This window comes from Sphingopyxis panaciterrulae, from assembly GCF_014199295.1.
Classification (GTDB): Bacteria; Pseudomonadota; Alphaproteobacteria; order Sphingomonadales; family Sphingomonadaceae; genus Sphingopyxis; species Sphingopyxis panaciterrulae.
The window spans coordinates 581,695-607,414 of record NZ_JACIJH010000001.1; the positions used below are offsets into that span (position 1 = coordinate 581,695).

21 protein-coding genes are annotated in these 25,720 nt (G+C 68.5%); 12 read left to right on the top strand and 9 right to left on the bottom strand.

Annotation, left to right across the window (positions count from 1 at the left end; translation table 11 throughout):
* Positions 1–3: 3 nt before the first annotated feature.
* Positions 4–1,533: a lipopolysaccharide biosynthesis protein gene (locus FHR21_RS02800; protein ID WP_184095065.1), complete on the bottom strand. Its 1,530-nt coding sequence runs from the start codon at positions 1,531–1,533 to the stop codon at positions 4–6.
* Between the two features lie 117 nt (positions 1,534–1,650).
* Between FHR21_RS02800 and FHR21_RS02805 the strand changes: the two genes are divergently transcribed.
* From FHR21_RS02805 to zapE, 3 genes are all read left to right on the top strand, one after another.
* Positions 1,651–2,433 carry a succinate dehydrogenase iron-sulfur subunit gene (locus FHR21_RS02805; protein WP_184095067.1) on the top strand — a complete coding sequence of 261 codons (783 nt, stop codon included), beginning with the start codon at positions 1,651–1,653 and terminating at the stop codon, positions 2,431–2,433.
* Positions 2,434–2,557: 124 nt separating this feature from the next.
* Positions 2,558–3,049: a hotdog domain-containing protein gene (locus FHR21_RS02810; protein ID WP_184095069.1), complete on the top strand. Its 492-nt coding sequence runs from the start codon at positions 2,558–2,560 to the stop codon at positions 3,047–3,049.
* Entirely contained in the window at positions 3,046–4,185 is a 1,140-nt protein-coding gene (gene zapE / locus FHR21_RS02815) for a cell division protein ZapE (protein WP_184095071.1), read from the top strand. Before FHR21_RS02810 ends, zapE begins: the two co-directional genes overlap by 4 nt.
* On the opposite strand, the gene FHR21_RS02820 is transcribed toward zapE, so the two are convergent.
* Complete coding sequence (locus FHR21_RS02820) at positions 4,138–5,187, bottom strand: polysaccharide deacetylase family protein (RefSeq protein WP_184095073.1); 1,050 nt, start codon at positions 5,185–5,187, stop codon at positions 4,138–4,140. The two genes, zapE and FHR21_RS02820, sit on opposite strands and share 48 nt — an antisense overlap.
* Positions 5,188–5,258: 71 nt before the next feature.
* A complete protein-coding gene (locus FHR21_RS02825; RefSeq protein ID WP_184095075.1) occupies positions 5,259–5,798 on the bottom strand; it encodes a phosphatase PAP2 family protein in 540 nt (179 codons plus the stop codon).
* A gap of 330 nt (positions 5,799–6,128) precedes the next feature.
* Here FHR21_RS02825 and mdh point away from each other — a divergent pair, with 330 nt between their 5' ends.
* From mdh to FHR21_RS20775, 8 genes are all read left to right on the top strand, one after another.
* A complete protein-coding gene (gene mdh, locus FHR21_RS02830; protein ID WP_184095077.1) occupies positions 6,129–7,091 on the top strand; it encodes a malate dehydrogenase in 963 nt (320 codons plus the stop codon).
* Positions 7,092–7,213: 122 nt separating this feature from the next.
* Positions 7,214–8,104, top strand: a complete 891-nt coding sequence (gene sucD, locus FHR21_RS02835; RefSeq protein ID WP_184095079.1) for a succinate--CoA ligase subunit alpha — start codon at positions 7,214–7,216, stop codon at positions 8,102–8,104.
* Positions 8,105–8,201: 97 nt separating this feature from the next.
* Positions 8,202–11,015, top strand: coding sequence for a 2-oxoglutarate dehydrogenase E1 component (locus tag FHR21_RS02840; RefSeq protein ID WP_184095081.1), 2,814 nt, complete (start codon positions 8,202–8,204; stop codon positions 11,013–11,015).
* A gap of 21 nt (positions 11,016–11,036) precedes the next feature.
* Positions 11,037–12,275 (top strand): 2-oxoglutarate dehydrogenase complex dihydrolipoyllysine-residue succinyltransferase, encoded by a 1,239-nt coding sequence (odhB, locus tag FHR21_RS02845; RefSeq protein WP_184095083.1) that lies wholly within the window; start codon positions 11,037–11,039, stop codon positions 12,273–12,275.
* Between the two features lie 116 nt (positions 12,276–12,391).
* Positions 12,392–13,795 carry a dihydrolipoyl dehydrogenase gene (gene lpdA, locus FHR21_RS02850; protein WP_184095085.1) on the top strand — a complete coding sequence of 468 codons (1,404 nt, stop codon included), beginning with the start codon at positions 12,392–12,394 and terminating at the stop codon, positions 13,793–13,795.
* A gap of 13 nt (positions 13,796–13,808) precedes the next feature.
* Complete coding sequence (locus FHR21_RS02855; protein ID WP_184095087.1) at positions 13,809–14,444, top strand: trimeric intracellular cation channel family protein; 636 nt, start codon at positions 13,809–13,811, stop codon at positions 14,442–14,444.
* Between the two features lie 91 nt (positions 14,445–14,535).
* Positions 14,536–15,231: an alpha/beta fold hydrolase gene (locus FHR21_RS02860; protein WP_338113032.1), complete on the top strand. Its 696-nt coding sequence runs from the start codon at positions 14,536–14,538 to the stop codon at positions 15,229–15,231.
* A complete protein-coding gene (locus tag FHR21_RS20775) occupies positions 15,189–15,437 on the top strand; it encodes an alpha/beta fold hydrolase (protein WP_338113033.1) in 249 nt (82 codons plus the stop codon). The genes FHR21_RS02860 and FHR21_RS20775 overlap by 43 nt, the downstream gene beginning before the upstream one ends.
* On the opposite strand, the gene sppA is transcribed toward FHR21_RS20775, so the two are convergent.
* From sppA to FHR21_RS02890, 6 genes are all read right to left on the bottom strand, one after another.
* The gene (gene sppA, locus FHR21_RS02865) at positions 15,434–17,422 is read right to left on the bottom strand and encodes a signal peptide peptidase SppA (protein ID WP_184095089.1); all 1,989 of its coding nucleotides are present in this window, start codon (positions 17,420–17,422) and stop codon (positions 15,434–15,436) included. The two genes, FHR21_RS20775 and sppA, sit on opposite strands and share 4 nt — an antisense overlap.
* A gap of 79 nt (positions 17,423–17,501) precedes the next feature.
* Positions 17,502–18,419 carry an SDR family oxidoreductase gene (locus tag FHR21_RS02870; protein ID WP_246427043.1) on the bottom strand — a complete coding sequence of 306 codons (918 nt, stop codon included), beginning with the start codon at positions 18,417–18,419 and terminating at the stop codon, positions 17,502–17,504.
* A gap of 118 nt (positions 18,420–18,537) precedes the next feature.
* Positions 18,538–19,644 (bottom strand): glutamate 5-kinase, encoded by a 1,107-nt coding sequence (gene proB / locus FHR21_RS02875; protein WP_184095091.1) that lies wholly within the window; start codon positions 19,642–19,644, stop codon positions 18,538–18,540.
* Between the two features lie 607 nt (positions 19,645–20,251).
* Positions 20,252–20,590: a ferredoxin FdxA gene (gene fdxA / locus FHR21_RS02880; RefSeq protein WP_184095093.1), complete on the bottom strand. Its 339-nt coding sequence runs from the start codon at positions 20,588–20,590 to the stop codon at positions 20,252–20,254.
* Between the two features lie 176 nt (positions 20,591–20,766).
* Entirely contained in the window at positions 20,767–21,063 is a 297-nt protein-coding gene (locus FHR21_RS02885; RefSeq protein ID WP_184095096.1) for an RNA-binding S4 domain-containing protein, read from the bottom strand.
* Positions 21,060–23,825 (bottom strand): helicase-related protein, encoded by a 2,766-nt coding sequence (locus FHR21_RS02890; RefSeq protein WP_184095098.1) that lies wholly within the window; start codon positions 23,823–23,825, stop codon positions 21,060–21,062. The genes FHR21_RS02885 and FHR21_RS02890 overlap by 4 nt, the downstream gene beginning before the upstream one ends.
* A gap of 296 nt (positions 23,826–24,121) precedes the next feature.
* On the opposite strand from FHR21_RS02890, the gene FHR21_RS02895 reads away from it, so the two are divergent.
* The gene (locus tag FHR21_RS02895; RefSeq protein WP_246427000.1) at positions 24,122–25,648 is read left to right on the top strand and encodes a M23 family metallopeptidase; all 1,527 of its coding nucleotides are present in this window, start codon (positions 24,122–24,124) and stop codon (positions 25,646–25,648) included.
* The last annotated feature ends 72 nt before the right edge of the window (positions 25,649–25,720 follow it).

The window sequence follows — 25,720 nt, forward strand, 5'->3', positions numbered from 1 at the left end:
AGGTCAAACGAGCCGCAGCCGCCGCGCCGTCTTGCCGAGCGACGCGCGGTCGGCGTGCGGCAGGGCGAAGCGCAGCGACAGCCAGATCGCGCCCACGGCGATCAGCGCGATCAGCGGCAGCGCGACCGCGTCGGGCAGGCGGCTGACCCCCAACGCGAGCAGGCCGGCGGCGAGGGTGATGCCGATACCGATCAGCGCGACCTTCGGAAACTGCCGGTCGAAGGGATGGAGGCGCTCGCCAGTCGCGAGCTGGAGCATCGGGATGCCCGCCATCACGACGAGCCCGATCGACATGGCAAGCGTGACGCCGGTCAGCGCATCCATATGGCCGACGATCAGCCAGCCGGCACTGACCGCGACGACCACGCCGACGAAGCTCGCGGTGAGCTGGTCGCGGAAGGCCGCGACGACTTGCAGCACCGGGAGCGAGATGCCGAGCACCGCCTCGAGCGCGCGCGCGAAGAGCAGGATGACGAGGGCGCCCTGAGCGATCTGCGCCTGGTGGCCGAACAGGCCGAGCAGCGAAGCGCTGCCCGCGGCCAGCACCGCAGCGAGCGGCAGGGCGATCGCAAGGATCAGCCGCGTCGCATAGGCATAGATGTTGGCGACCTGCGCACGATCGGCGCGCTCGGCGCTGGCTGCGAGCGGCGCGAGAACATAGACGAAGGCGATGCGGACGAGCTGGACGACGCTCGACAGCTTGCGTGCGATCGTGAAGAGGCCCGCCGCGGCCGCGCCCGACGCGTCGGGAAGCAGCAGGTTCAGGATCAGTGCCGGTGCATCGCCGAACAGCCGTGCGATGATGTTCGACGGCAAGATCGACAGACCGGCCCAGAAGGTATTGCGCGCGGTATCGCTCCCCCATGGACCGCGCCAGAGGTCGGCGAAGCTGTAATAGCGCGCGAGCAGCCGGACGCAGAGGAAGGCAGTGACGGCGAGCGAGCAGAGATGCGCGATGAACAGCCCCTTGAGCCCGAGGCCGCCGGCAAAGAACAGTCCCGCGAAGACCAGTCGCAGGATCTGTTCCCAGACGATGCGCAGGCGGATCTCGGCCCCGAACACCATGCGCGCGCGCATCGCCGAGGTCGCGATCTCGACGAAGGCCCAGAGCGGCAGCGCCCAGACGAAAAGCTGGATTGCCGGGACGACGAGCGGCCGGTCCTTGTCGGCGACGTTGAGCAAGGGCGCGAGGTCGGCGGCGAAGCCCGCGATCACCGCCGCGACGACCAGGCACGGGCCGACGCCGAACAGCATCGCGGTGCGCAGCGCCGCAGCGGCGTCGGCATCGGTCGCCGATTGCGGCACCGTACGCTGCATCGCGCTCGTCATGCCGGTGTCGAAGATATTCTCGAGCAGGTTGATCGTCGCCCACAGCACCGCATAGAGGCCGTAGCCGGCGAGCCCGAACATCAGCACATAGAGGGGCTGCGCGACGATCTCGACCACCGCGCCGAGCCGCGCGAGCACGGTCGTCCCCAGTCCGCGCGCGACGTGGCGGCTGGTGACGGCGGCGGCGGTGGTCTCTTCGCTCATCGCAGCGCCCCTAGCGGCTTGCCCGCGCGCTCGCCAGCGGCTTTCGCGCTTTCACCCCCTTGCCGTTGCCGTTCATCGGGTCTAGGCAGCCCGCAATTGCACAAGGGAGCCCGCGACATGGCCGAATTCCGCCTGCCCAAGAACAGCCGCATCCAGAAGGGCGGCACGGTCCACAAGGCCGAGGGCGCGAGCAAGGTCAAGGCGTTCAAAGTCTATCGCTACAGCCCCGACAGCGGAGAGAATCCGTATTTCGACACCTTCGAGATCGACCTCGAGGCATGCGGTCCGATGGTGCTCGACGCGCTGATCAAGATGAAAAGCGAGCAGGATTCGACGCTGACCTTCCGCCGGTCGTGCCGCGAGGGCATCTGCGGTAGCTGCTCGATGAACATGAACGGCAAGAACGGCCTCGCCTGCACGACCGCGATCGAGGATCTGAAGGGCGAGATCACGATCACCCCGTTGCCGCATATGGAGGTCATCAAGGATCTGGTTCCCGACTTCACCCATTTCTATGCGCAATATGCGTCGATCGAACCGTGGCTGAAGACCAAGACGACGACCCCGAGCGGCAAGGAGCGGCTGCAATCGCCCGAAGAGCGCGAAAAGCTGGACGGGCTTTACGAGTGCATCCTGTGCGCCTGCTGTTCGACGAGCTGCCCGAGCTATTGGTGGAACAGCGACAAGTTCCTTGGCCCCGCGATCCTGCTTCAGGCCTATCGCTGGCTCGCCGACAGCCGCGACGAATATACCGGTGAGCGGCTCGATGAGCTGGAAGACCCGTTCCGCCTCTATCGCTGCCACACGATCATGAACTGCGCCAACGCCTGCCCCAAGGGGCTGAGCCCGGCGCGCGCGATCGCCGAGATCAAGAAGCTCGAGGCCGAGCGGCAGGTTTGATGTTGGCTGACGCCAAGAGCGGCACCGGCCCGCTCCCCCACCCGGCCTCCCTGACGATAGTAACCTATGGGAGGCCGGGTGGGGGAGCGGGCCGGTGCCGCTCCGCCTTGGCGGATGACTATTCGTGAACGACAGTATCGAGGAGCCGAAGCGCCGCGATAATTTCAGCGCCGAGTCGCTGGACGACGGTTGGGTAAGCTGGAATCTCAAGGACCCCAGCCGCTTCAACGCTTTCATCGAACCGCTGTCGGTGCGCGTGGAGCCGCCGACGTCCGACGGCCGCCCGCGCGCCCGCGTGCGGATGCTCCCCGAGCGCAAGCACAGCAATCTTGGCGATAACGTCCATGGCGCAGTGACGCTCGCGCTCGTCGATATCGCGCTCTTTGCCGCTTCGCATCAGTTCGGCTCGCTCGACGCCGGCCATTCGGTGACGCTCGACCTTTCGACCCAGTTCGTCGGCGCTGGGCGAGTGGGTGAGCCGATGGACGCGCTCGTCGAACTGGTGCGCGAGACGGGCCGGCTCATCTTCCTGCGCGGCCTTGTGGTGCAGGGCGAAGGCGACGCCCATATCGTGCTGAGCTTTGCGGGAACGATCCGGAAGGCAAGCCGGACGTGACATCGGTTCTTGCGGTCTATGATGCGCTGGTCGCCGCCGGCGAGCTCAAGGCCGACCTCGAACAGCGCACCGCGGCGGCACGGCTGAGCCAGTTGCAGGAGGTGCTTGAGGCGGCGCCCCCACGCGGCAGCCTGCTCTGGCGTATCGCCGGGCGCAAGCCCGCTTCGCCGCGCGGCGTCTATCTGTGGGGCGCGGTCGGGCGTGGCAAGTCCATGCTGATGGACCTCTTTTACGACCGGCTGCACATCCAGCGGAAGCGTCGCGTGCATTTTCACGCCTTCATGCTCGACGTCCACGCGCGGATGCGCGAGGTGCGCAAGGCGGAGGCGGGCGACCCGATCCCCATTGTCGCCGAGGCCCTGACCCGCGACGTCCGCTGCCTCGCCTTCGACGAGATGGTGGTGAACAACAGCGCCGACGCGATGATCCTGTCGCGCCTGTTCACCGCGCTGATCGAGCGCGGGGTGACGGTGGTCGCGACGTCGAACCGGCCGCCGCAGGATCTCTACAAGGACGGGCTCAACCGCGAGCATTTCCTGCCCTTCATCGCGTTGATCGAGGCGCGGCTCGACGTGATGGGCCTCAACGGTCCGACCGACTATCGCCGTCATCGTCTGGGCGACGGCAAGCGCTGGTTCGTTCCCGCCGACGCGGCGGCGACCGAGGCGCTGTCGGCCGCTTTCTTCCGCCTCACCGACTATCCGCCCGAGGACCGCGCGCACGTTCCCTCGCTCGACCTCGACGTCGGCGGCGGGCGGACGCTGCACGTGCCCAAGGCGCTGAAGGGCGTCGCGGTCTTCTCGTTCAAGCGGCTGTGCGGCGAAGCGCGCGGCGCGCCGGATTATCTGGCCGTGGCGCGCCATTTCCATAGCGTCATCATCGTCGGCATCCCGCGCATGGGGCCGGAAAACCGCAACGAGGCGGCGCGCTTCGTCACGCTGATCGACGCGCTCTACGAATATAAGGTCAAGCTGCTCGCGAGCGCCGCGGCAGAACCCGACAGCCTCTATGTCGCGGGCGACGGTGCCTTCGAATTCGAGCGCACCGCGAGCCGGCTCGCCGAAATGCAGTCCGGCGACTATCTGGCGCTAGGCCACGGCCAGGATGATGCCGCCGACGATCCTGCTCCAGCGTGAGCGCGAACTGTTGAGCGCGACATAGGCGAGGCTGCGGACGTAGCGCACCTCGTGCGCGAGATGGCCGACGCCCTGGCTGATCTTGCGCTTCAGCGTGCGCAGCGGGCGCGGTTCGGCCGCCGCGATCCGCCCCGGCCGCTGCGGCGGCAGCGGCAGGCGGTCGAAGCCCCCGCTGGTGATCCGGGGATCGCCGGCGATCGTCGCGCACAGCGCGGCCAGCCGCGTCACGGCGAAGCGATTGGCGATGCGGCGGTCGCGGCTCAGCAACTCGAAACTGTGGCTGAAGGCCGAAAACTGGATCGCGCCGCTCGCCGCCGCATGGTCGAGCGCATCGCGCATCTCTTCCCGGGACATCGCGCAAAGCTGCGCGGGGCGAAAGCTGTCCGGTCCGTCCATCAACCCGCTGACCGGCACTTCGCACACGCCGTGGTGAAAGCGCATCCCCATATTGCCGGGATCGAGCGTGATCGCGCATCCCCGGCCGTGCCAGGCGGCGTTGAAGCTGCTGTCGAAGCGAAAGCCGAGCGCGGCGAGCGCGCGCAGCGTGTCGTCGTTGGCGCCGAAATTGCCGGCGCGAAAGGCGATCGGCTCGGGCGCGCCGGCACTCACCAATATGTCGCGCGCGAGGCCGATCAGCTTTTTCTGCGCCGACAGCGGGAAATCGCCAATGTTGCGGCCGGTCAGCTTGCCGGCCGGGTTGAAGCGGGCGAATCGCAGCCATTCGGTATGGATATGAAGCTGTACCTCGTGCCCGCGCGCGACGATCGGGCGGACGATCTCGGCAATGATCTTCGGACCATAGACGAGCGCGGGCATCGGATCGACGAAGAAGACGCCGGTCAAATCGTGGCGATCGAGCATGTCCATCTGGAAATGGATGCCGAAATCGCCGTCGCGGCAGCGGCCGAGGATCGAGCTGTCGAAATTGGCGCGCGCGTCGATGCCCCGCCGGTGAAGCCCGGCAGACAGTTCGGTGTCGAAACTGACAATCGCCCTCGTCATGGGGCAAGCGTAGCAACGCGACGATAAAAACGGGTTAATCGCGCCCGCGGCGATTCCGTAGCGCCGCGACCCTAGAAGCGCATCGTCACCGCGACCCCGCCGCCTTGGGTGTCCCCCCAAGGAAGGATGTGGACGCGATCGTTCGCCTTGGTCGTGATCAGGTGGCCCGTTATGGTGCCGATCGCGGCGCCGACCAGCACGTCGCCGACACGATGCCGCTTCGCCTCGACCCGGCTCAGGCCAACGAAGGACGCGACGACATAGGCGGGCAACCCGGCTTCCCAGCCATAGCGGTTGTGTAGCGTCGCCGCGGCGGCAAAGCTGGTCGACGTGTGACCCGAGGGAAAGCTCTTGTCGTCGCTGCCGTCGGGGCGGCGCGATGGGAAAACCTCTTTCAGCCCCTGGGTGACGAGCATCGTGCCGCCGAGGCTGCCGCCCGCCTGGAGCACACCGTCCCAGTCGCCCTGCACGGCCGGGACGCCAAAGGCCGCGACGACCAGCGCGTCGCGCGCGATCGACCCGGCGTCGTCCCATCCCTTCTCGCCCGCCTGCACGGGTGCGGCAAGGCCGACCGAGGCGGCGATGCCGATCGAGACAAGCAGCTTTTTCATCTCACCGGTCTCCTTCGTTCCGGCTGCTTTCGTCGCGCCCTTCGATGCCGGCCGTCATTCGTCTTACGCGGGGCGCAAGCGAACGCAAGCGCCGTTCACGGCGGCCGTTCACGCCGTCAAAGGATATCGGGGAGGCCGCCGCCTCTTGTTTTATCGCTATTGCGAACTATTTGCATAAAAAGGCGGATTTCCGGCCTTTTGGTGGTTGTTTCCTTAAGGGAATCGGCGTAGGGGCGTCGCCAGTCTTTGGCCGGCTGGGCGGTAATGGCCCGTGCCCCCGCCGGCCCCGTGAAGCTTTGCCGGGCTTGCCAGAAGGGAGTGCCGCGCGCCATGGGACGCAAGAAGATCGCTTTGATCGGAGCCGGGAATATCGGCGGAACGCTGGCGCTGCTCGCCGCGCAGAAGGAACTCGGCGACGTCGTCCTGTTCGACGTGGTCGAAGGCGTGCCGCAGGGCAAGGCGCTCGACCTGTCGCAGGTCGGCCCGATCGCGGGTTTCGACGCGAAGATCACCGGCACGAACGACTATAAGGATATCGCGGGCGCCGACGTCATCATCGTCACCGCCGGCGTCGCCCGCAAGCCGGGCATGAGCCGCGACGACCTGCTCGGCATCAATTTGAAAGTGATGAAGGCGGTCGGCGAAGGCATCAAGGCCAACGCTCCCGACGCTTTCGTCATCTGCATCACCAACCCGCTCGACGCCATGGTCTGGGCGCTGCGTGAATTTTCGGGGCTTCCGCACAATAAGGTCGTCGGCATGGCCGGCGTGCTCGATTCGGCGCGCTTCAGCCACTTCATCGCCGACGAGTTCGCCGTGTCGGTCAAGGATGTGAACACCTTCGTTCTCGGCGGTCACGGCGACACGATGGTGCCGGTCGTTCGCTACTCGACCGTCAACGGCATCCCCGTCCCCGATCTCGTCAAGATGGGTCTCTCCACGCAGGAGAAGATCGACGCGATCGTCAAGCGCACCCGCGGCGGCGGTGGCGAGATCGTCGCGCTGCTCGGCACCGGTTCGGCCTTCTACGCTCCGGCCGCGAGCGGCATCGCTATGGCCGAAGCCTATCTGGGCGACCAGAAGCGCATCCTGCCCTGCGCCGCCTATGTCGACGGCGAATATGGCGTCGATGGCCTGTATGTGGGCGTGCCGGTGCAGATCGGCGCGGGCGGCGTCGAGAAGATCGTCGAGATCGAACTCGACGGTGCCGACAAGGCGGGCCTGCAGGTTTCGGTCGACGCGGTCAAGGAACTGCTCGAGGCTTGCAAGAATCTGGATTCGAGCCTCGCATAAGCTACTGTACCCCCGCGAACGCGGGGGAGGATCACCCGCACCCTCGAAACAGGGTTGCGGGTGAACCAATGTCTGGAGATGGGCCTCTGCGTCGCAGGGGGCACGGGAAACGGAACCAAATTATGTCTATCCTGATCGACAAGAATACCAAGGTCATCACCCAGGGGATGACCGGTGCCACCGGCACCTTCCACACCGAACAGGCGCTTGTCTATGGCACCAAGATGGTCGGCGGCGTGACGCCGGGCAAGGGCGGCACGACGCATATCGGCCTGCCGAATTTCAACACCGTCGCGGAAGCCAAGGCCGCGACCGGCGCGACCGCGAGCTGCATCTATGTCCCGCCGCCGTTCGCCGCCGACTCGATCCTCGAGGCGATCGACGCCGAGATGGAGCTGATCGTCTGCATCACCGAAGGCATTCCGGTGCTCGACATGGTCAAGGTGAAGCGTGCGCTGTCGGGCTCGAAATCGCGACTGATCGGTCCGAACTGCCCCGGTGTGCTGACCCCCGACGAATGCAAGATCGGGATCATGCCCGGTTCGATCTTCAAGAAGGGCAGCGTCGGCGTCGTCTCGCGCTCGGGCACGCTGACCTATGAAGCGGTGTTCCAGACCTCGAACGTCGGGCTCGGCCAGACCACCGCGGTCGGCATCGGCGGCGACCCGGTCAACGGCACCAATTTCATCGACGTGCTCGAACTCTTCCTCGCGGACGACGCCACCAAGTCGATCATCATGATCGGCGAGATCGGCGGCGACGCCGAGGAGCAGGCGGCGCAATTCCTGATCGACGAGGCGAAGCGCGGCCGCAAGAAGCCGATGGTCGGCTTCATCGCGGGCCGCACCGCGCCTCCGGGCCGTCGCATGGGCCACGCCGGCGCGATCGTGTCGGGCGGCAAGGGTGACGCCGAAAGCAAGATCGCGGCGATGGAAGCGGCGGGCATCACCGTGTCGGCCAGCCCGTCCGAACTGGGCACGACGCTGGCCGAGGTGCTCAAGGAACGCGTGTGATCGCCAGGGCCCGCCGGCAACGCAAAGCGGCCGGCGGGCGTTGGTAACGGAAACGGCTCTCCCCTCCGCCATTCCTCCCCGAGAATGGAATCAGACAATGAACCTCGAACGACAGAGCTTTGACATCGACGAAGTGCAGCCCGGCCCGAGCTGGGCGCCGAAGAACTGGCCCGTCCTCGACAGCGACGATCTGACCGCGGCGCTCGACCCGCAGCAGATGCAGATCGCGGTGAAGGCCGCGGCCGCCAAGGCTGGCGCGCCGCTCTCGAATGCCGAGGTCGAACGCGCCGCCGACGAGGCGATCCGCGCAATGATGCTGATCCGCACCTATCGCGTGCGCGGTCACCTCGCGGCCAATCTCGATCCGCTCGGCCTGTCGAAGCGTGAGCAGCCCGCCGACCTGACGCCCGAATATCACGGCTTCGTCGGCGCCGACCAGGACCGGCCCGTCTATCTGGGCGGCACGCTGGGCCTCGAAAAGGCGAGCGTGCGCGAGATCGTCGCGATCCTGCAGGCCAATTACTGCGGGCATGTCGGCCTCGAATATATGCACATCGCCGACGTCGAGGAGCGGCGTTTCCTGCAGGACCGGATGGAGGGCGCCGACAAGCATGTCGAGTTCACCCCCGAGGGCAAGCAGGCGATCCTCAAGAAGGTGATCGACGCCGAGGAATGGGAAAAATTCCTGGCCAAGAAATATGTCGGCACCAAGCGCTTCGGGCTCGACGGCGGCGAGGCGATGATCCCGGCGATGGAAGCGATCATCAAATATGGCGGCCAGTACGGCGTGCGCGAGATCGTGTACGGCATGGCGCACCGCGGCCGGCTCAACATGCTCGCGAACGTGATGGCCAAGCCCTATCGCGTCATCTTCCACGAATTCCACGGCGGCAGCGCCAACCCCACCGACGTCGGCGGGTCAGGCGACGTCAAATATCACCTCGGCACCTCGACCGACCGCGAGTTCGACGGGATCAGCGTCCATATGTCGCTTGTTCCCAACCCCTCGCACCTCGAGGCGGTCGATCCGGTCGTGCTCGGCAAGGTACGCGCGCAGCAGGTCGACCGCGACGATCTGGCCAAGCACGAGCAGGTGCTGCCGGTGCTGATCCACGGCGACGCCGCCTTTGCGGGGCAGGGAATCGTATGGGAATGCCTCGGCTTTTCCGGGGTGCCCGGCTACAACACCGGCGGCTGCATCCATTTCATCGTCAATAACCAGATCGGTTTCACGACGAGCCCTGCCTTTGCCAGATCGTCGCCCTATCCGTCGGATGTCGCCAAGGGCGTCCAGGCGCCGATCCTCCACGTCAACGGCGACGATCCGGAGGCGGTGACCTTCGCCTGCAAGCTTGCGATCGATTTCCGCCAGCAGTTCAAGCGCGATATCGTCATCGACATGTGGTGCTATCGCCGCTTCGGCCACAATGAGGGCGACGAGCCGTCGTTCACCCAGCCGCTGATGTACAAGACGATCCGCAAGCATCCGCCGGTCAGCGAATTGTTCGCCGCGCGGCTGGTCGAGGAAGGCGTGATCGACGGCGAATTCGTCGCGCAGCATCGCGCCGAATTCATCGCTCACCTCGACGACGAGTTCAAGCTCGGCGCCGATTACAAGCCGAACAAGGCCGACTGGTTCGCCGGCCGCTGGACGGGCCTTTATGCGCCCAAGGACGACGACGGCAACCGCCGCAACGTCGAAACCGGGGTCGAGCGCAAGCTGTTCGACGCGGTCGGCCGCGCGATCACGACGATTCCCGACGACCTCGACGCCCACAAGACGCTGCGCCGCGTGATCGAAGGCCGCGCCGAGATGTTCAAGACCGGCGAGAATTTCGACTGGGCGACCGGCGAGGCGCTCGCCTTCGGCACCTTGCTCAGCGAAGGCTATCAGGTCCGTCTGTCGGGCCAGGATTCGGGACGCGGCACCTTCAGCCAGCGCCACGCCGTCTGGGTCGACCAGACGACCGAGGCCAAATATGTGCCGCTGAAGACGCTGCCGCACGGCCGCTTCGAGGTGCTCGACAGCCCGCTGTCCGAATATGGCGTGCTCGGCTTCGAATATGGCTATGCGATGGCCGATCCGAAGAGCCTCGTGCTGTGGGAGGCGCAGTTCGGCGATTTCGCCAACGGCGCGCAGATCATGATCGACCAGTTCATCGCCAGCGGCGAAGCCAAGTGGCTGCGCGCCAACGGCCTCGTCCTGCTGTTGCCGCACGGCTACGAAGGGCAGGGGCCCGAGCACAGCTCGGCGCGCCTCGAACGCTTCCTTCAGCTTTGCGCGGGCGATAACATCCAGGTCTGCAACATCACGACGCCGGCCAATTATTTCCACGTCCTGCGCCGCCAGATGCTGCGCGACTTCCGCAAACCGCTGATCATCATGACGCCCAAGTCGCTGCTGCGGCACAAACTCGCGGTCAGCAGCCGCGACGAATTCCTCGGCGACAGCCATTTCATGCGGATCAAGTCCGACATGACCCCGCCCGCCGACGACAAGATCCGGCGGCTGGTGCTCTGTTCGGGCAAGGTCGCCTATGACCTGATGGAAGCGCGCGACAGCGCGGGTCTCGACGATGTCAGCATCGTGCGCATCGAACAGCTTTATCCCTTCCCCGGCGAGGCGCTTGCCATTCGGCTCAAGCGGATGACGAATCTCGAAGAGGTGGTGTGGGCGCAGGAAGAACCGCGCAACAACGGTTCCTGGTTCTTCGTCGAATCGCTGATCGAGGAAAGTCTGAACGAGGCGGGGCACAAGGGGATGCGGCCGCGCTACGCCGGCCGTGCCGCCGCGGCCTCGCCCGCGACCGGGCTGATGAGCCGTCACCAGACCGAGCAGGCGGCGCTCGTCGCCGACGCGCTCGCCCTCAGCGTTCGCGCCGAGATCCGCCGTACCAAGAAAAAAGCCTGACCTCCCGCAAGGAATGACCCCATGAGCACCGAAGTCAAAGTTCCCACCCTCGGCGAAAGCGTCACCGAAGCGACGATCGGCGAATGGCTGAAGCAGCCGGGCGATGCGGTCGCGGTCGACGAGCCGATCGCCAGCCTCGAAACCGACAAGGTTGCGGTTGAGGTCCCGTCCCCCGTCGCGGGCGTGATGGGACAGCAGATCGTTGCCGTCGGCGACACGGTCAATGTCGGCGCGGTGATCGCGACGATCGAAGCCGGTGAAGGCAAGGCTGCCCCCGCCCCGGCTGCGGCGCCCGCCCCGGCGGCGAAGGCCGAAGCCGCCGCGCCCGCACCCGCCGCCAGGAGCGAGGAGAGCGTCGATACGGTGACCACCATGTCGCCGGCGGTGCGCCGCCTCGTGCTCGAGCATGGGCTCGACCCGACGAAGATCAAGGGCAGCGGCAAGGACGGCCGGCTGACCAAGGAAGATGTGCTCGCCGCCGCCAATGCGGCCCCCGATACGGCTGCGACGCCAGCGCTCGCCGCCGCCGCGCCGACCCCGGCCGCGAGCGGCGCGCCGGGCCGCCGTGAGGAGCGCGTCAAGATGACGCGGATGCGCCAGACGATCGCGAAGCGGCTGAAGTCGGCGCAGGAAACCGCAGCGATGCTGACCACCTTCAACGACTGCGACATGTCGGCGGTGATCGAGACGCGCGAGAAATATCGCGACAGCTTCGAAAAGAAGCATGGCGTCCGCCTCGGCTTCATGAGCTTCTTCACCAAGGCGGTGGCGCTCGCGGCGCACGACATTCCGTCGGTCAACGGCCGCATCGACGGCGACGAGATCGTCTATTACGACTATCTCGACGTTTCGATCGCGGTCAGCGCGCCCAACGGCCTCGTCGTGCCGATCGTCCGCAATGCCGAAAGCCTGTCCTTCGCCGGAATCGAAAAGGCGATCGCCGACCTCGGCAAGCGCGCCAAGGAGGGCACGCTGACGATGGACGACATGACCGGCGGCACCTTCACCATCTCGAACGGCGGCGTGTTCGGCGGCCTGATGTCGACCCCGATCATCAACCCGCCGCAGTCGGCGGTGCTCGGCCTCCACCGCATCGAGGATCGCCCGGTCGTCCGCAACGGCGAGATCGTGATCCGCCCGATGATGTATCTCGCGCTCAGCTACGACCACCGGCTGGTCGACGGCCGCGAGGCGGTGACGTTCCTGAAGACGATCAAGGAGGCGATCGAGGACCCGACGCGCCTGCTGATCGATCTTTAACCTGGTGGATACAAGTCCGTTCGGGCTGAGCTTGTCGAAGCCCCGTTCTTCTTTTTAGGACGACGGACGAAGAAAAGAACGGCCCTTCGACAGGCTCAGGGCGAACGGAGTTTGGAATGGCGAACGAAGCTTACGACTATGACGTCCTTGTCATCGGTGCCGGCCCCGGCGGCTATGTCGCGGCGATCCGCGCGGCGCAGCTTGGCCTGAAGACCGCCTGCGCCGAGGGACGCGAGACGCTGGGCGGCACCTGCCTCAACGTCGGCTGCATCCCGTCGAAGGCGATGCTGCACGCGTCGGAATATTATGAAGCTGCGGCCGGCGGGGCGATGGAGAAGATGGGGATCAAGGTGAAGCCCCAGCTCGACCTCGACACCATGCACGGCCAGCGCAAGGACGCGGTCAAGGGCCTGACCGGCGGCATCGAGTTCCTGTTCAAGAAGAACAAGATCGACTGGCTGAAGGGCTATGCGCAGTTCACGTCCAACGACACCGTTGACGTGGCGGGCAAGGCCGTGCGCGCGAAGAACATCATCATCGCCACCGGATCGTCGGTGACCCCGCTTCCGGGCGTCGAGGTCGATAATGCCAAGGGGATCATCGTCGATTCGACCGGCGCGCTCGAACTCGCCAAGGTTCCGGCCCATATGGTCGTGATCGGCGGCGGCGTGATCGGGCTCGAACTCGGCAGCGTGTGGCGCCGCCTCGGCGCCAAGGTGACCTGCGTCGAGTTCCTCGACCAGATTCTGCCCGGCATGGACGGCGACGTCCGCAAGGAAGCGAACAAAATCTTCAAGAAGCAGGGCATCGAGTTCAAGCTCAAGACCAAGGTTACCAGTGCCGAGGTGAAGGGCAAGAAGGCCGTCCTGACGCTCGAACCCGCGGCCGGCGGCGACGCCGAAACGCTCGAAGCCGACGTCGTTCTGGTGTCGATCGGGCGGCGCCCGAACACCGACGGGCTGGCGCTCGACAAGGCGGGACTGGAGCTCAACAAGCGCGGCCAGATCGAGACCGACCATGATTTCCGCACCGCGGTCGACGGCATCTGGGCGATCGGCGACGTCGTTCCCGGCCCGATGCTCGCGCACAAGGCCGAGGACGAAGGCATCGCCTGCGCAGAGAATATCGCGGGCCAGACCGGCATCGTGAACCATGACGTCATCCCGTCGGTCGTCTACACTTGGCCCGAGATCGCCGGCGTCGGCCTGACCGAGGAGGCGGCGAAGGAGAAGGGCGAGGTCAAGGTCGGCAAATTCCCGATGCTCGCGAACAGCCGCGCCAAGACCAATCACGAACCCGATGGCTTTGTGAAGGTGATCGCCGATGCGAAAACCGACCGCGTTCTGGGCGTGTGGTGCATCGCCAGCGTCGCGGGCACGATGATCGCGCAGGCGGCGCAGGCGATGGAGTTCGGCGCGACGTCGGAAGATATCGCCTACACCTGCCACGCGCACCCGACGCATAGCGAGGCGATCAAGGAAGCCGCGATGGCGGTGACGGGCAAGCCCATTCACATCTGACGAAGGGGCGGCGATGCCCGAGCTCGACAATGCGTTGATCGTCCGCCTGCTCGACCTGGTCGGCATCGGCGTGTTCGCGCTGTCGGGCGCGCTGATGGCGGTGCGGCTGCGCCAGACGCTGGTCACCGCGGCCTTCTTCGCGCTCGTCACCGGGGTCGGCGGCGGCAGCGTGCGCGACCTGCTGATCGGTGCGCCGGTTTTCTGGGTGCAGGACGGCGCGATCGCCGCGATGTGTATCGCGATCGCGCTGATCGTCTGGATCATGCCCGAGCGCTGGTGGCCGGGGCACGTACTCGAATGGGCCGACGCCGTCGGCCTTGCCGGCTACGCCGTGTTCGGCACCGCCAAGGCGATGGCGTGGGGCGTTCCGCCCGCGCCGGCGCTGATGATGGGCGTCATCACCGGCTGCGTCGGCGGCACGATCCGCGACGTGCTGGCAGGGGTGCCGTCGATCATCATGCGGCCCGAAATCTATGTCACCGCCGCGGCGCTGGCGTCAGGCCTCTATCTGCTGCTGCTGTGGATCGGCGCCGGCACCGCGACGGCGGCGCTGGTCGGCGCGCTCGCCGGCTTCCTGCTGCGCGGCGCGGCGATCCGCTGGTCGCTCGCGCTGCCGACCTATCGCGCGGGGCACGACGAACCGCGCTGAGCCGCGCCGATCCTTCGACTTGCACCGCGGGTGCGCGTCCTGTTTAACAGGGCGCTCGGCTTCGGCCGCAGGGATGGAAGGAAGGGGCGGCATGACGATCGCGCAGGCACGGGTCAACGGCATCGACATCACTTATGAGGACAAGGGGCCGCGCGGGGCGCCGGCGATCCTGCTGGTGATGGGGCTCGGCGGACAGCTTACGCTCTGGCCCGACGAGTTCGTCGCGGCGCTGAACGATCACGGCTTTCGCACCATCCGCTACGACAATCGCGATGTCGGCCTGTCGACGCGCTTCGCCGCGGCCGGCGTGCCGAACCTCAAATGGATGTTCGTCAAGGCGGCGATCGGCCTGCCGGTGCGCAGCGCCTACGGCCTCGCCGACATGGCGGCGGACGGCATGGCGCTGCTCGACCATCTCGGCATCGGGCGGGCGCATATCGTCGGCGCGTCGATGGGCGGGATGATCGCGCAGCATATCGCCGCGCGCCATGCGGAGCGGGTGCTGACGCTGACTTCGATCATGTCGACCACCGGCAACCGCCGCCTGCCGCGCGCCAGCAAGGAGGCAATGCGGGTGCTCGCCAACCGGCCGATGAGCGGCGATCCCGAGGATCTGATCGCCTATTCGGTGGACGCGGCGCGGGTGATCGGCAGCCCCGGCTATCCGGCCGAGGAGAACCGGCTGCAGCGCCGGGTGCGCGCCGATTTCGAGCGCGGCTTCTATCCGCAGGGTGTGGCCGCCAGATGGCGGCGATCGTCGCCGACGGCGACCGGCGGGCGATGCTGAAGCGCGTCACCGCGCCGACGCTGGTGATCCACGGTGAGGACGATCCGCTCGTCCCGCTCGCCGGCGGACGCGATACCGCGGCGAGCATCGCGGGCGCGCGGCTGATCACGATCCCCGGCATGGGGCACGATCTGCCGCTGGCGCTGGTCGATACGCTGACCGATGCGATCGCGGCCCATGCGAAGGGCGTGGCGGTCTCCGCCTAGCGGAGCAGCAGCGTCAGGCCGGCGAGCCAGCCCTTTGCCTCCGCGCCCTTCGGCGCGGGAATGGTGGGGCGATAGGCGCGGCAGTCGAGGCACGCGGCCTGCACCGATCCGGCGCGGGTCAGCAGCGACAGGTCCTGCACCAGCCGGCGTTCGGTGAGTTCGCGCTTCATCGCCGCGAGACCGAACCAGCCGCGCGGCGCGGCGGCGGTGCTGTCGTCCTCGTCGGGGCCGAAGAGGCCGACGAGGAGCTTCGAGAATTCGCTCGGTTCCTTCTCGAAATATTTGGCGTGATAATCGCCGTCGATCTTTGCGAGCTTCGCGGCGGCGGCGAGCGCGTCGGGCAGGCCGCCGAACTGGTCGACGAGACCGAGCTGGCGCGCGGTGCCGCCGGCCCAGACGCGCCCTTCGGCGATCGTCTCCACCTTTTCGATCGGCTGCTTGCGGCTCTTGGCGACGAGGCCGGTGAAGCGGCCGTAGATGTCCTCGACGCTCGCCTGCGCGAGCTGGTCGAACTCGGCGTTCACGCCGCCGAGGATGTCGGGCTGGCCCGACAGCGGGGTCGTCGCGATGCCATCGGCGGTCACGCCGATCTTGGCGAGCGCCTTGTCGAAGCTGGGCAAGATGCCGAAGACGCCGATCGAGCCGGTGATCGTATCGGGCTCGGCGAAGATGCGGTCGGCGGGGGTCGAGACCCAATAGCCGCCCGACGCCGCGACATTCGCCATCGAGACGACGATCGGCTTCTTCCTCGCCTTGGCAGCGAGTAGCGCCTGGCGAATCTGTTCGGACGCGAGGACCGAGCCGCCGGGCGAATCGACGCGCAGCACGATCGCCTTCACCCCGTCGTCGTCCGCCGCGTCGAGAATCTGCTTGGCGATCGTTTCGCCCCCGGCGGTGCCGTTCGACGCCTTGCCGTCGACGATCTCGCCGACGACGGGCACGACCCCGATCGCGCTGCCCGCTTCACTGGGCGGATTGGCGGCGACCCAGTTGTCGAGCGGGATCGCCTTGAAATCCCATGGCTTGTCGTCGTCATAGGTGCCGCTGATCTCTGCGACGCGCTCGCCGAAGGCCATGCGGCTGCCGAGCTTGTCGACAAGGCCTGCGTCGAGCGACGCCTTCGACAGGTCGTTTCCGGCCGCCTTCACCATGGCCGGCGCGTCGGCGATGAAGGCATCGACCTTCGCTTTGGGGCGTGCCGTCTTCACATCGTCGAGCCACTTGCCCCACAGCACATTGGCATAGGCGAGACTGGCTTCCTCGGCCTCGGGCGACTGGTCGGCGCGCAGGAAGGGCTCGACCGCGCTCTTGAAGGTGCCGACGCGATAGATGTGCGCGGTGACGCCGAGCCGATCCATCAGCCCCTTGTAATAGAGATGCGACCCGCCCGGCCCGGCGAGCGCGACCCCGCCGATCGGGTCGGCCCAGATTTCGCTGGCGTGCGAGGCGATCTGATAGCTGTCGGTGGTATAGGCGGTGGCGAAGGCGAGAACCGGCTTCTTTTTCGCGCGGACCTTGTCGATCGCGGCGCCGATCTCGGCGAGCGAGACCTGCCCGCCGCCGAGGAAATGATCGAGATCGAGCACGACCGAGGTGACGCGCCTGTCGTCCGCCGCCGTTTCGAGCGCGCGGACGATGTCGCGGACGCGATATTCGCGCAGATCCTGCCCGCCCGAGAGGGCCGACAGCGTGTCGACCTCGGCCGGCTGTTCCGACACCACGCCGTCGAGCTTGAGCAGCAGCGCGCCGTCGCTGACCGGCAGCGACGCGCTCGGCCGCCCGGCGAGCAGGCCGAAGAGCGCGACGAAGAAGAGCAGCAGGAACAGCAGCGCCAGCGCATCCTTGATCGCGACGAGCAGGTGCCACACCTTGCGCGGGAAGCTTGTCCGCGGGCGCGCCTCCGCCGCCGGCGGTTGCGGCTGGCGCACGGGGATGGCCCAGGGACCCTGGTTTCCGTTCGGTGGTGTCGCGGTGGTGTCGGTCATGCGCGCGAATCTAGGGCCGCGGCCCGGCGGTTGCAATGCACGCTTCGACCGGCGTGCGACCGGGTCCCACCGGCGACATCTACAGCCAGCCTTCGCGGCGATACCAGCGCACCGTTTCGGCGAGCGCCTCGCCGGTGTCGAGCGCCGGGGTCCAGAGCGCCGGCGGCGGGCAGGCGCCCTCGGCGGCGACCCAGTCGGGGTGCGCGATATAGCGCGCGCGGTCGGGGGTCAGCTTGGCGGCGCGGCGGCGGACCAGCGGGTCGAGCCGGCCGCCAGCGTGGAGCAGCGCGGCGGGAATGGCGAGGGTCGAGACGTGCGCGCGCCCGACCGCGTGGCCGATGGCGCGCGCGAAACCGCGGTGCGACCAGCCGCCGGGCTTGCCGTCGTCGGGTTCGTAGACCGCGCCGATGCTCGCGTCGCGGTCGGCGGCGAGCGCGACGAGCAGGCGCGCGAGCTCCTCGACATAGATCGCCGACATCCGCCCGCGCGGCGGGAGCAGCGCGATGCCGCGCCGCGCCATGCGGAACAGGTCGAGCATTTCGGTGTCGCCGGGGCCGAAGACCGCAGGCGGGCGCACGATCGTCCAGTCGAGTCCGCTCGCCCGCACGATGGTTTCGGACCGCGCCTTCGACCAGCCATAGTCGGAGAGGCCGGGCTCGCGTGCCGCGAGCGACGAGACATGGACGAAGCGGGTCACGCCGGCGCCGCGCGCGGCGTCGACGACATGCGCGGTCGCGGTCGCGTTGCCCGCCTCGAAATCGGCGCGGGTCGGGACATTGACGACGCCTGCGATATGAAGCAGCGCCTCGCTGTCCGCCGTCAACTCCGCCAGGCTGTCGGGCCGGTCGAGCGCGCCCGCGATCCAGGTCACGCCATCGACGGGCTGTTGCGGCCGGCGGGTCAGGGCGCGGATGTGCCAGCCCGCCGCCACCGCCCGGCGCAGCGTCGCGCGCCCGACGAAGCCAGTCGCGCCGGTCATGGCGAGGATGGGCGTCATCATCCCCCCTCCCCTTCAGGGGCGGGGTCGGGGGCGGGGTCCATCGGCCTAGCGCAAGGGTTCGAGACCCCACCCCAACCCCTTCCCTGAAGGGCGGGGGCTTTCAGAGCGCCCCTATTCATAGCAGCACCAGATGGTCGCGATGGATCATCGCCGCGCGCGGGGCGTAGCCGAGCGCGGCCTCCTGCGCGTCGCGACCGAGGCCGAGGATCGCGGCGGCGTCGGCGGTCGGATATTCGGACAGGCCGCGCGCGACGACGCGGCCGTCCGGGCCGGCGATGTCGAGGATGTCGCCGCGCACGAAGGCGCCGCCGACCGCGGTGACGCCGGCGGCGAGCAGGCTCGCGCCGCCCTGCAGCGCGCGCAGCGCGCCCGCGTCGATGACGAGCCGGCCCTTGGCGGTCAGCCCGCCCGCGAGCCACGCCTTGCGCGCGCTCGCGCCGCGTTCGGCGACGAAGATGGTATGGCGCGCGTCGGCGGACAGCGGTCGCGCCGCCTGGCCCGAGGCGATGGCGAGATGCGCGCCCGCGGCGTTGGCGATGCGCGCCGCCGCGATCTTCGATACCATGCCGCCCGACCCCATGCCCGACGCCGATTTGCCATCGGCCATCGCCTCGATGGCGGCATCGACGCGCTCGACCCGCGCGATGTGCCGCGCGCCGGGCTGTGCCGGATTGCGGTCGTAGAGGCCGTCGATGTCGGACAGCAGGACGACGCCGCCCGCGCCCGCTGCCTGCGCGACGCGCGCCGCGAGCCGGTCGTTGTCGCCGAAGCGGATTTCCTCGGTCGCGACGCTGTCATTCTCGTTGATGATCGGCACGACGCCGAGGCTGAGCAGCCGGTCGAGGGTCGCGGCGGCGTTGAGGTAGCGGCGGCGATGTTCGAGATCGTCCAAGGTGACGAGCATCTGCGCCGCGGTCAGCCCTTCGGCGCCGAGCACCTCGGCCCAGACCTGCGACAGCGCGATCTGCCCGGTCGCGGCGGCGGCCTGCGCGTCTTCCAGCGTCGCGCGGCCGCCCTTCGTCAGCCCTAGCCGCCGCGCGCCGAGCGCGATGGCGCCCGAAGAGACGACCGCGACCTGCTGGCCCGCCTTCGTCCGCTCGCCGATGTCGGCGGCGATCCCCGCGAGCCAGTCGCGCCGCACCGCGCCCGCCGGATCGACGAGCAGCGCCGATCCGATCTTGACGATCAGGCGCGAGCAGGCGGCGGGAGGGAAAAGCGTCATGTCGCCGCCGATAGCGCGCGCCGCGCGGCCCGCCAATGCGAATATCGGGGGTCCGAGTCGCGTAATTTTCTTTCAAAGGCCACGAAGGCCACGGCCCGCGCCCTTTGCTGGCCTCCTTTTCCATGCGGAAAGTGGATGGTCGGATGGACGCCTTTCGGGTGGGGAGTGGTCATACCCAGCTTCGTCATTCCCGCGAAGGCGGGAATCCCGTGTGGGTCGGCCGACGCACGCTCTGGATTCCCGCCTTCGCGGGAATGACAAGGTTATGAAATGCCGATCATCGCCTATCGGCCGATTCCCGATATTCGTCATCCCGGACTCGATCGGCGATTATCCCCGCGACATCCGTAGGCCCCCTTCGTCATTGCGAGGAGCGGTGCGACGAAGCAATCGCCAGCCATCGACAATGCAGGACGATAGCAGGAGATTGCTTCGCTCCGCTCGCAATGACGCTGTACGGATGCGGAGGGGAGAATCGCCGATCGAGTCCGGGATGACGATCAACGATAGGCCGCAATCGGCCGAATGTAGCGGAACGTACCGCTCCGCCAAACAAAAGGGGCGGGAATTACCCGCCCCTTTTGTCCTGTTTCTGGTCCCTCGCGGATCAGTCGCCCTCGCCGGGGTCGGCCGAGAAGAATTTCTCATATTTGCCTTCGACGCCCTTATATTCGTCGGCGTCGGCGGGGCTGTCCTTCTTGGTGGTGATGTTCGGCCATTCGGCGCTGAACTTGTTGTTCAGCTCGAGCCACTGCTCGAGGCCGCTCTCGGTATCGGGCAGGATCGCCTCGGCCGGGCATTCGGGCTCGCAGACGCCGCAGTCGATGCACTCGTTCGGATTGATGACGAGCATATTCTCGCCCTCATAGAAACAGTCGACCGGACAGACCTCGACGCAATCCATATATTTGCAGCGGATACAGGCGTCGGTGACGACGTAGGTCATGGGTAACGGCTCCCTTATCGCGGCGGCGCACCGGCGCCGTTCGACTGGACTGATTCCTCGCCTCTATGCCGCGCGGCGGCGGTGCGTCAACGCCTAGCGACAGTTGCGAATCACTCTCACTCCATAGGCGGCAGGCCGGCCAGGGTGGCGACAGCTTTTTCTTGGTGGCCGATAGTTCAACTCGTCGCGGCCGCGTCGGTGCCGAGGCGGACATAATGCGCCTGCGCCTCGCTGGCGGGGCCGCGGCGGCCGGGGAGGGCGAGCAGCCGCACCACCTCGATCCGCTCGCCGAGCGGCAGCACCAGCGTCGCGCCGGCGTGGACCGCGGCCGAGGCGCGGGTGACCCGCCGGCCGTCGAGCCGGATATGCCCCGCGGCGACCATCGCCTGCGCGATGCTGCGCGAGCGCGCGAAGCGCAGATACCAGAGCAGCTTGTCGAGCCGGATGCTCCCCGCCGCGCCCGGACTCGTCATGCGTCCTTGCGACCTTCTTCGAGCAGCGCCGCGAGCCCCGCGAAGGGGCTGTGCGGCGAGGGGGTGCGGCGCGGCGTGCGGTCGGGGCGCGGCGGCCGCGGGCTTCCCTTGCCGGGCTTGCCCTTCTTTGGGCGGGCGTCCTTGACGGGTGTCGCGGACCGCCGCTTCTCTCCGTTCAGGGCGGGAGCCGGATTTCCGTCCCCCTTGCGGGGGTGTTTGGGCCGGTGGCGCTTGCCGCCGCTCCGGCGCCCGAGCCAGCGCCAGCGTTCGAGCGCGGGGTCGCCGACGGCGCGGAAGCCGAAGCTGCCGAGCAAGGCGCGCCGCGCCTCGGCATCGAGACCGAGCGAGGTAGCGAGCGCCGGGTCGATCGCGAAGCCCGGCGGCGGCGCGGGCGGGGCAGCCTCGCCGTCGGGTTCGGGCGCCTCTTCGTCGTGCGGCGCGGCGCCGGCGATCGGCGCGGTCGGCGGCGCGGCGGCCTGCATCCGCGCGGCGTGCGCCTGGCGCGCCAGCTTCTCGGCCATGTCGATGCGTAGCCAGCCCCCGGCGCAGCGGCGGAAGCCCGCGACGGCCAGTCCTTCGGGCGCCCCGTCCTTGCGCAGCACCGCGCCGTGGGGCGGCAGCGCCGGCATCGCCGTGCCCTGCTGCGCGGCGAGCAGCGCCGCGCGCCACCGCACCGCCTCGGGCTTCAGGAGCTGGGGATGGAAGAGGTCGAGCGAGCCGATGGTCAGGCCGAGCTTGCGGAGTTGCGGCCGTTCCTCGACGCTCATCGCCGCAAGCTGGTCGTCGACCGCGGCGCGCGCCGCCAGACCGCCGCCGTCGACCAGCGCCGCGAGCAGCGCGCGCACGCGCGGCGGCGTGAACAGGTCGCCCGCGGCCTCGCCCATCGCGGCGAGCGGCGCGGCGTGGCGCGCGAGCTGCTCGGCGACGAAGCGCTGGAGCCGTTCGCCGATCGCCTGCACCTGCGGCGCGTCGAGCCGGCGCAGCGCGGGGTCGAGCAGGATCGCTGGCTGGACGAGCGTGGTGCCGCGCGCCAGCGTTGCGATCGCCTCGCCATGCCAGGCGAGGCGCGGCGGCGCGCCGGTCTCGGTGATAAGCGACAGCGCGCTGCCGTCGCCCTCGGCGAGCGCGGTGGCGCGGCGCGCGAGCTCGGCGCGCAGATGCTTTTCGGCCGCCGCGAGCAGCAGGCGGTGGTCGCTGGCGCGCGCGACCGGATCGACTTTGAAGCGAAAGCCGCTGAGCGTGCCGATCGCCTCCCCGTCGACCGCGACGGTGCCGTCGGCGCCGACCGCGACCGGCAGCGCCGCGTGGCGCTGGCCCGCATCGCGCAGAAGCAGCGCGAGCCGCCGGTCGACGAAGCGCTGCGCGAGCGCGGCGTGGAGCGCGTCGGACAGCCGGCCTTCGAGATCCTGGGTCTGCTGAATCCAGCCCGCAGCGTCGGCGATCCAGTCGCCGCGCTGGGCAATGAAGCAGAGCGTGCGCACCGCTGCGATGCGGCTGGCGAGCTGGTCGATGTCGCCCTCGACATCGTCGAGCCGGGCGAGGCGGCGCGCAAACCAGTCGGCGTCGATCATCCCGTCGCCGGCGGTGCGCCACTGCCAGAGCCGGAGCACGGTGCGGCTGTGGTGCTCGGCGCCCAATTGCTCGAAATCGGGCAGGCCGCAGACGTCCCACAGCCGCGCGACGGCCTCCGCATCGCCGCCGCGCGCCGCGACCTCGCTGTCGCCCGCGAGATGCTTGAGCACGGCAAGGTCGACCGCCTCCGGCGCGGCGCGGAGCGCCGGATGGGTGGGGGACTGGCCAAGGTCGGCGATCAGCCGGTCGAGCGTGTCGAAGCGCGGCTGCGGGTTGCGCCAGAACAGGCTGTGCAGCGGCGGGAAATGATGCCTCTCGATTGCGGCGACCTCTTCGGGCGTTATGCCGCCCTGCGGCAGGCCGATGGTGCCAAAGCTGCCGTCCTGCTGGTGCCGCCCGGCGCGCCCGGCGATCTGCGCCATTTCCGAAATCAGCAGGCGGCGCAGGCGGCGACCGTCGAATTTCTGCAGGCTGGCGAAGGCGACATGGGCGACGTCGAGGTTGAGCCCCATGCCGATGGCGTCGGTGGCGACCAGATAGTCGACCTCGCCCGCCTCGAACATCGCGACCTGCGCGTTGCGGGTGCGCGGGGACAGCGCGCCCATCACCACCGCGGCGCCGCCCGCGAAGCGGCGCAGCATCTCTGCGATCGCATAGACTTCCTCGGCCGAGAAGGCGACGATGGCCGAGCGTTTGGGCAGGCGCGACAGCTTCATCGGCTCCGCGTAGCTGAGGGTCGAGAAGCGCGGCCGGGTGACGATCTCGGCCTCTGGCACCAGGGTGCGGACGAGCCCGGTCAGGCTCGCCGAACCGAGGATCATCGTCTCTTCGCGCCCGCGCGCACGCAACATGCGGTCGGTGAAGACATGGCCGCGCTCGGGGTCGGCGCCGAGCTGCGCCTCGTCGATGCCGACGAAGGCGACGTCGCGCTCCACCGGCAGTGCCTCCATCGTCCCGAGCAGGTAGCGCGCGCCCGGCGGCATGATCCGTTCCTCGCCGGTGACCAGCGCGACCTCGGCCGGTCCCTTGATCGCGACGACGCGGTCATAGACCTCGCGTGCGAGCAGACGGAGCGGAAAGCCCATCATGCCGCTGGCATGGGCGGTCAGGCGCTCGACCGCCAAATGGGTCTTGCCGGTGTTGGTGGGGCCAAGGACGGCCTTGACCGGATGGGACGAGGGAGATGGCATGGTCTTTATGGGGGGCGATGCTGGCATGGGCGGCGTTGCGGTGCAACAGGGGATCGACGGATGGCGGCGGATTCCGCGGGTGGCAGCCGATCCCGCCGCAGCCACGGCCTGCCGCAGCGTCCCACCGCGAAACCCGCGTTAAATTGACTTTAACGGCCTTTGTTTACAGAAAACGGCACGGAAATTCGAAGCGGCGGCGCGCCTGTTGACAGGATGGGCTGCCGGGCGGGGGTTGCATCTTGTTCGAGCGTCACGAACCCATTGCGGGGATGTCCGGCAATGCCGCCGCCCTCGCAATGTCGCAGGCCATCCCGCGTCCGCGGGACGGTGCCGACGCGGCGCGGCCGCCGTCGTGGCGCACCGAATGGCGCGAGCGGCTCGCCGAACTCGATCTCGTTCCCGATCTCGGCGCCGATATCGGCTCGCGCACATGGTGGCGCGGGCTCGTGACGCTGACCCTGCTGTGCGGCAGCGCGATCGCGACCTTTCCCGGCATCCGGCCGCTCGCGACCAGCGGCGCGCCGGCGCTCGACGCCGCCGATTTCAACGAGGCGCGCGCGCAGATGATCGTGCCGCTGGCGCTGGGCGCCGACACCGGCCGCCACATGGCCGCGACCGACGCGGTGCGCCCGCTCGCCCAGGCGCCCGAACGGCCGATGATCGAGCTGACCGCGACGCTCGGCAATGGCGACAGCTTCGCGCGCCTGCTCGAACGCTCGGGTGTCGGCCGCGGCGAGGCGCAGGCGCTCGCTGAGCAGGTGTCGACCGCGGTGCCGCTGGCCGACATCGCGCCGGGCACGCGCATCGACTTGATCCTCGGCCGCCGCGCCGCCCGGACCATGCCGCGCCCGGTCGAGGCGCTGGCGATGCGGGCGCGCTTCGACCTGAGGATCGAGATGGAGCGGGTGGACGACCGGCTGGTGATGCGCCGCATCCCGATCGCGGTCGACGCGACGCCGCTGCGCATCCGCGGCAAGGTCGGCGCCGGCCTCTATCGCTCGGCCCGCGCGGCCGGAGCGCCCCCGCAGGCGATCCAGAGCTGGCTGCGCGTGATCGGCAAGCAGATGCCGATATCGCAAATCCGCGCGTCGGACGAATATGACATCGTCCTCGACTATCGCCGCGCCGAGACGGGGGAGATCGAGACGGGCAAGCTGCTCTATGCCGGGCTGATTCGCGGCGGTAAGCCGAAGCTGTCGATGCTCGAATGGACCAAGGGCGGCCGCGCGCAATGGTTCGAGGCGTCGGGCGTCGGCGAGCAGCGCGGCGGCATGGTGCGTCCGTCGGGCGGACGCATCTCGTCGGGTTACGGCATGCGGCGCCATCCCATCCTGGGCTATAAGCGGATGCACGCCGGGGTCGATTTCGCCGGCGGCTATGGCGCGCCGATCCATGCCGCGACAGACGGCACGGTGACGGTGGCCGGCCGCACCGGCGGCTTCGGCAATTATGTGAAGCTCAGCCACGGCGGCGGGCTCGGCACCGGCTATGGCCATATGAGCCGCATCGCGGTCCGCCGCGGCCAGCACGTCCGCCGCGGCCAGGTGATCGGCTATATCGGCTCGACCGGCCTCGCCACCGGCCCGCACCTGCATTTCGAGGTCTATCGCAACGGCCATGCGGTGAATCCGATGGGGGTCAGCTTCGTCACCCGCGCCCAGCTCGAGGGCAAGGACCTCGCCGCCTTCCGCGCGCGTATCCGCGAACTGACCGCGCTCGAACCCGGCGCGGCGCTGGCGCCGGTCGCGGCAAAACAGCCCGAAGGGCCGAAGCTCGGCTCGCTCGCCGATGTGGCGGCAAAGCGGCGGGGCGACGGGATCTGACGCCCTATACCCCTCCTCTGAAGAGGAGGGGCTTATGGCCTGCCAATATCCCGTTCCCCCCGCGGCCAAGCG

Bases quoted from the DNA above. Each gene is read 5' to 3' on its own strand.
- lpdA (WP_184095085.1), top strand. From the start codon at position 12,392: ATGGCGAACGAAGCTTACGACTATGACGTCCTTGTCATCGGTGCCGGC.
- FHR21_RS02870 (WP_246427043.1), bottom strand. From the start codon at position 18,419: ATGACGCCCATCCTCGCCATGACCGGCGCGACTGGCTTCGTCGGGCGC.
- mdh (WP_184095077.1), top strand. From the start codon at position 6,129: ATGGGACGCAAGAAGATCGCTTTGATCGGAGCCGGGAATATCGGCGGA.
- sucD (WP_184095079.1), top strand. From the start codon at position 7,214: ATGTCTATCCTGATCGACAAGAATACCAAGGTCATCACCCAGGGGATG.
- fdxA (WP_184095093.1), bottom strand. From the start codon at position 20,590: ATGACCTACGTCGTCACCGACGCCTGTATCCGCTGCAAATATATGGAT.
- FHR21_RS02860 (WP_338113032.1), top strand. From the start codon at position 14,536: ATGACGATCGCGCAGGCACGGGTCAACGGCATCGACATCACTTATGAG.
- FHR21_RS02805 (WP_184095067.1), top strand. From the start codon at position 1,651: ATGGCCGAATTCCGCCTGCCCAAGAACAGCCGCATCCAGAAGGGCGGC.
- FHR21_RS02855 (WP_184095087.1), top strand. From the start codon at position 13,809: ATGCCCGAGCTCGACAATGCGTTGATCGTCCGCCTGCTCGACCTGGTC.
- FHR21_RS02890 (WP_184095098.1), bottom strand. From the start codon at position 23,825: ATGCCATCTCCCTCGTCCCATCCGGTCAAGGCCGTCCTTGGCCCCACC.
- FHR21_RS02820 (WP_184095073.1), bottom strand. From the start codon at position 5,187: ATGACGAGGGCGATTGTCAGTTTCGACACCGAACTGTCTGCCGGGCTT.
- odhB (WP_184095083.1), top strand. From the start codon at position 11,037: ATGAGCACCGAAGTCAAAGTTCCCACCCTCGGCGAAAGCGTCACCGAA.
- FHR21_RS02840 (WP_184095081.1), top strand. From the start codon at position 8,202: ATGAACCTCGAACGACAGAGCTTTGACATCGACGAAGTGCAGCCCGGC.
- FHR21_RS02895 (WP_246427000.1), top strand. From the start codon at position 24,122: ATGTCGCAGGCCATCCCGCGTCCGCGGGACGGTGCCGACGCGGCGCGG.
- FHR21_RS20775 (WP_338113033.1), top strand. From the start codon at position 15,189: ATGGCGGCGATCGTCGCCGACGGCGACCGGCGGGCGATGCTGAAGCGC.
- FHR21_RS02800 (WP_184095065.1), bottom strand. From the start codon at position 1,533: ATGAGCGAAGAGACCACCGCCGCCGCCGTCACCAGCCGCCACGTCGCG.
- sppA (WP_184095089.1), bottom strand. From the start codon at position 17,422: ATGACCGACACCACCGCGACACCACCGAACGGAAACCAGGGTCCCTGG.
- proB (WP_184095091.1), bottom strand. From the start codon at position 19,644: ATGACGCTTTTCCCTCCCGCCGCCTGCTCGCGCCTGATCGTCAAGATC.
- FHR21_RS02825 (WP_184095075.1), bottom strand. From the start codon at position 5,798: ATGAAAAAGCTGCTTGTCTCGATCGGCATCGCCGCCTCGGTCGGCCTT.
- FHR21_RS02885 (WP_184095096.1), bottom strand. From the start codon at position 21,063: ATGACGAGTCCGGGCGCGGCGGGGAGCATCCGGCTCGACAAGCTGCTC.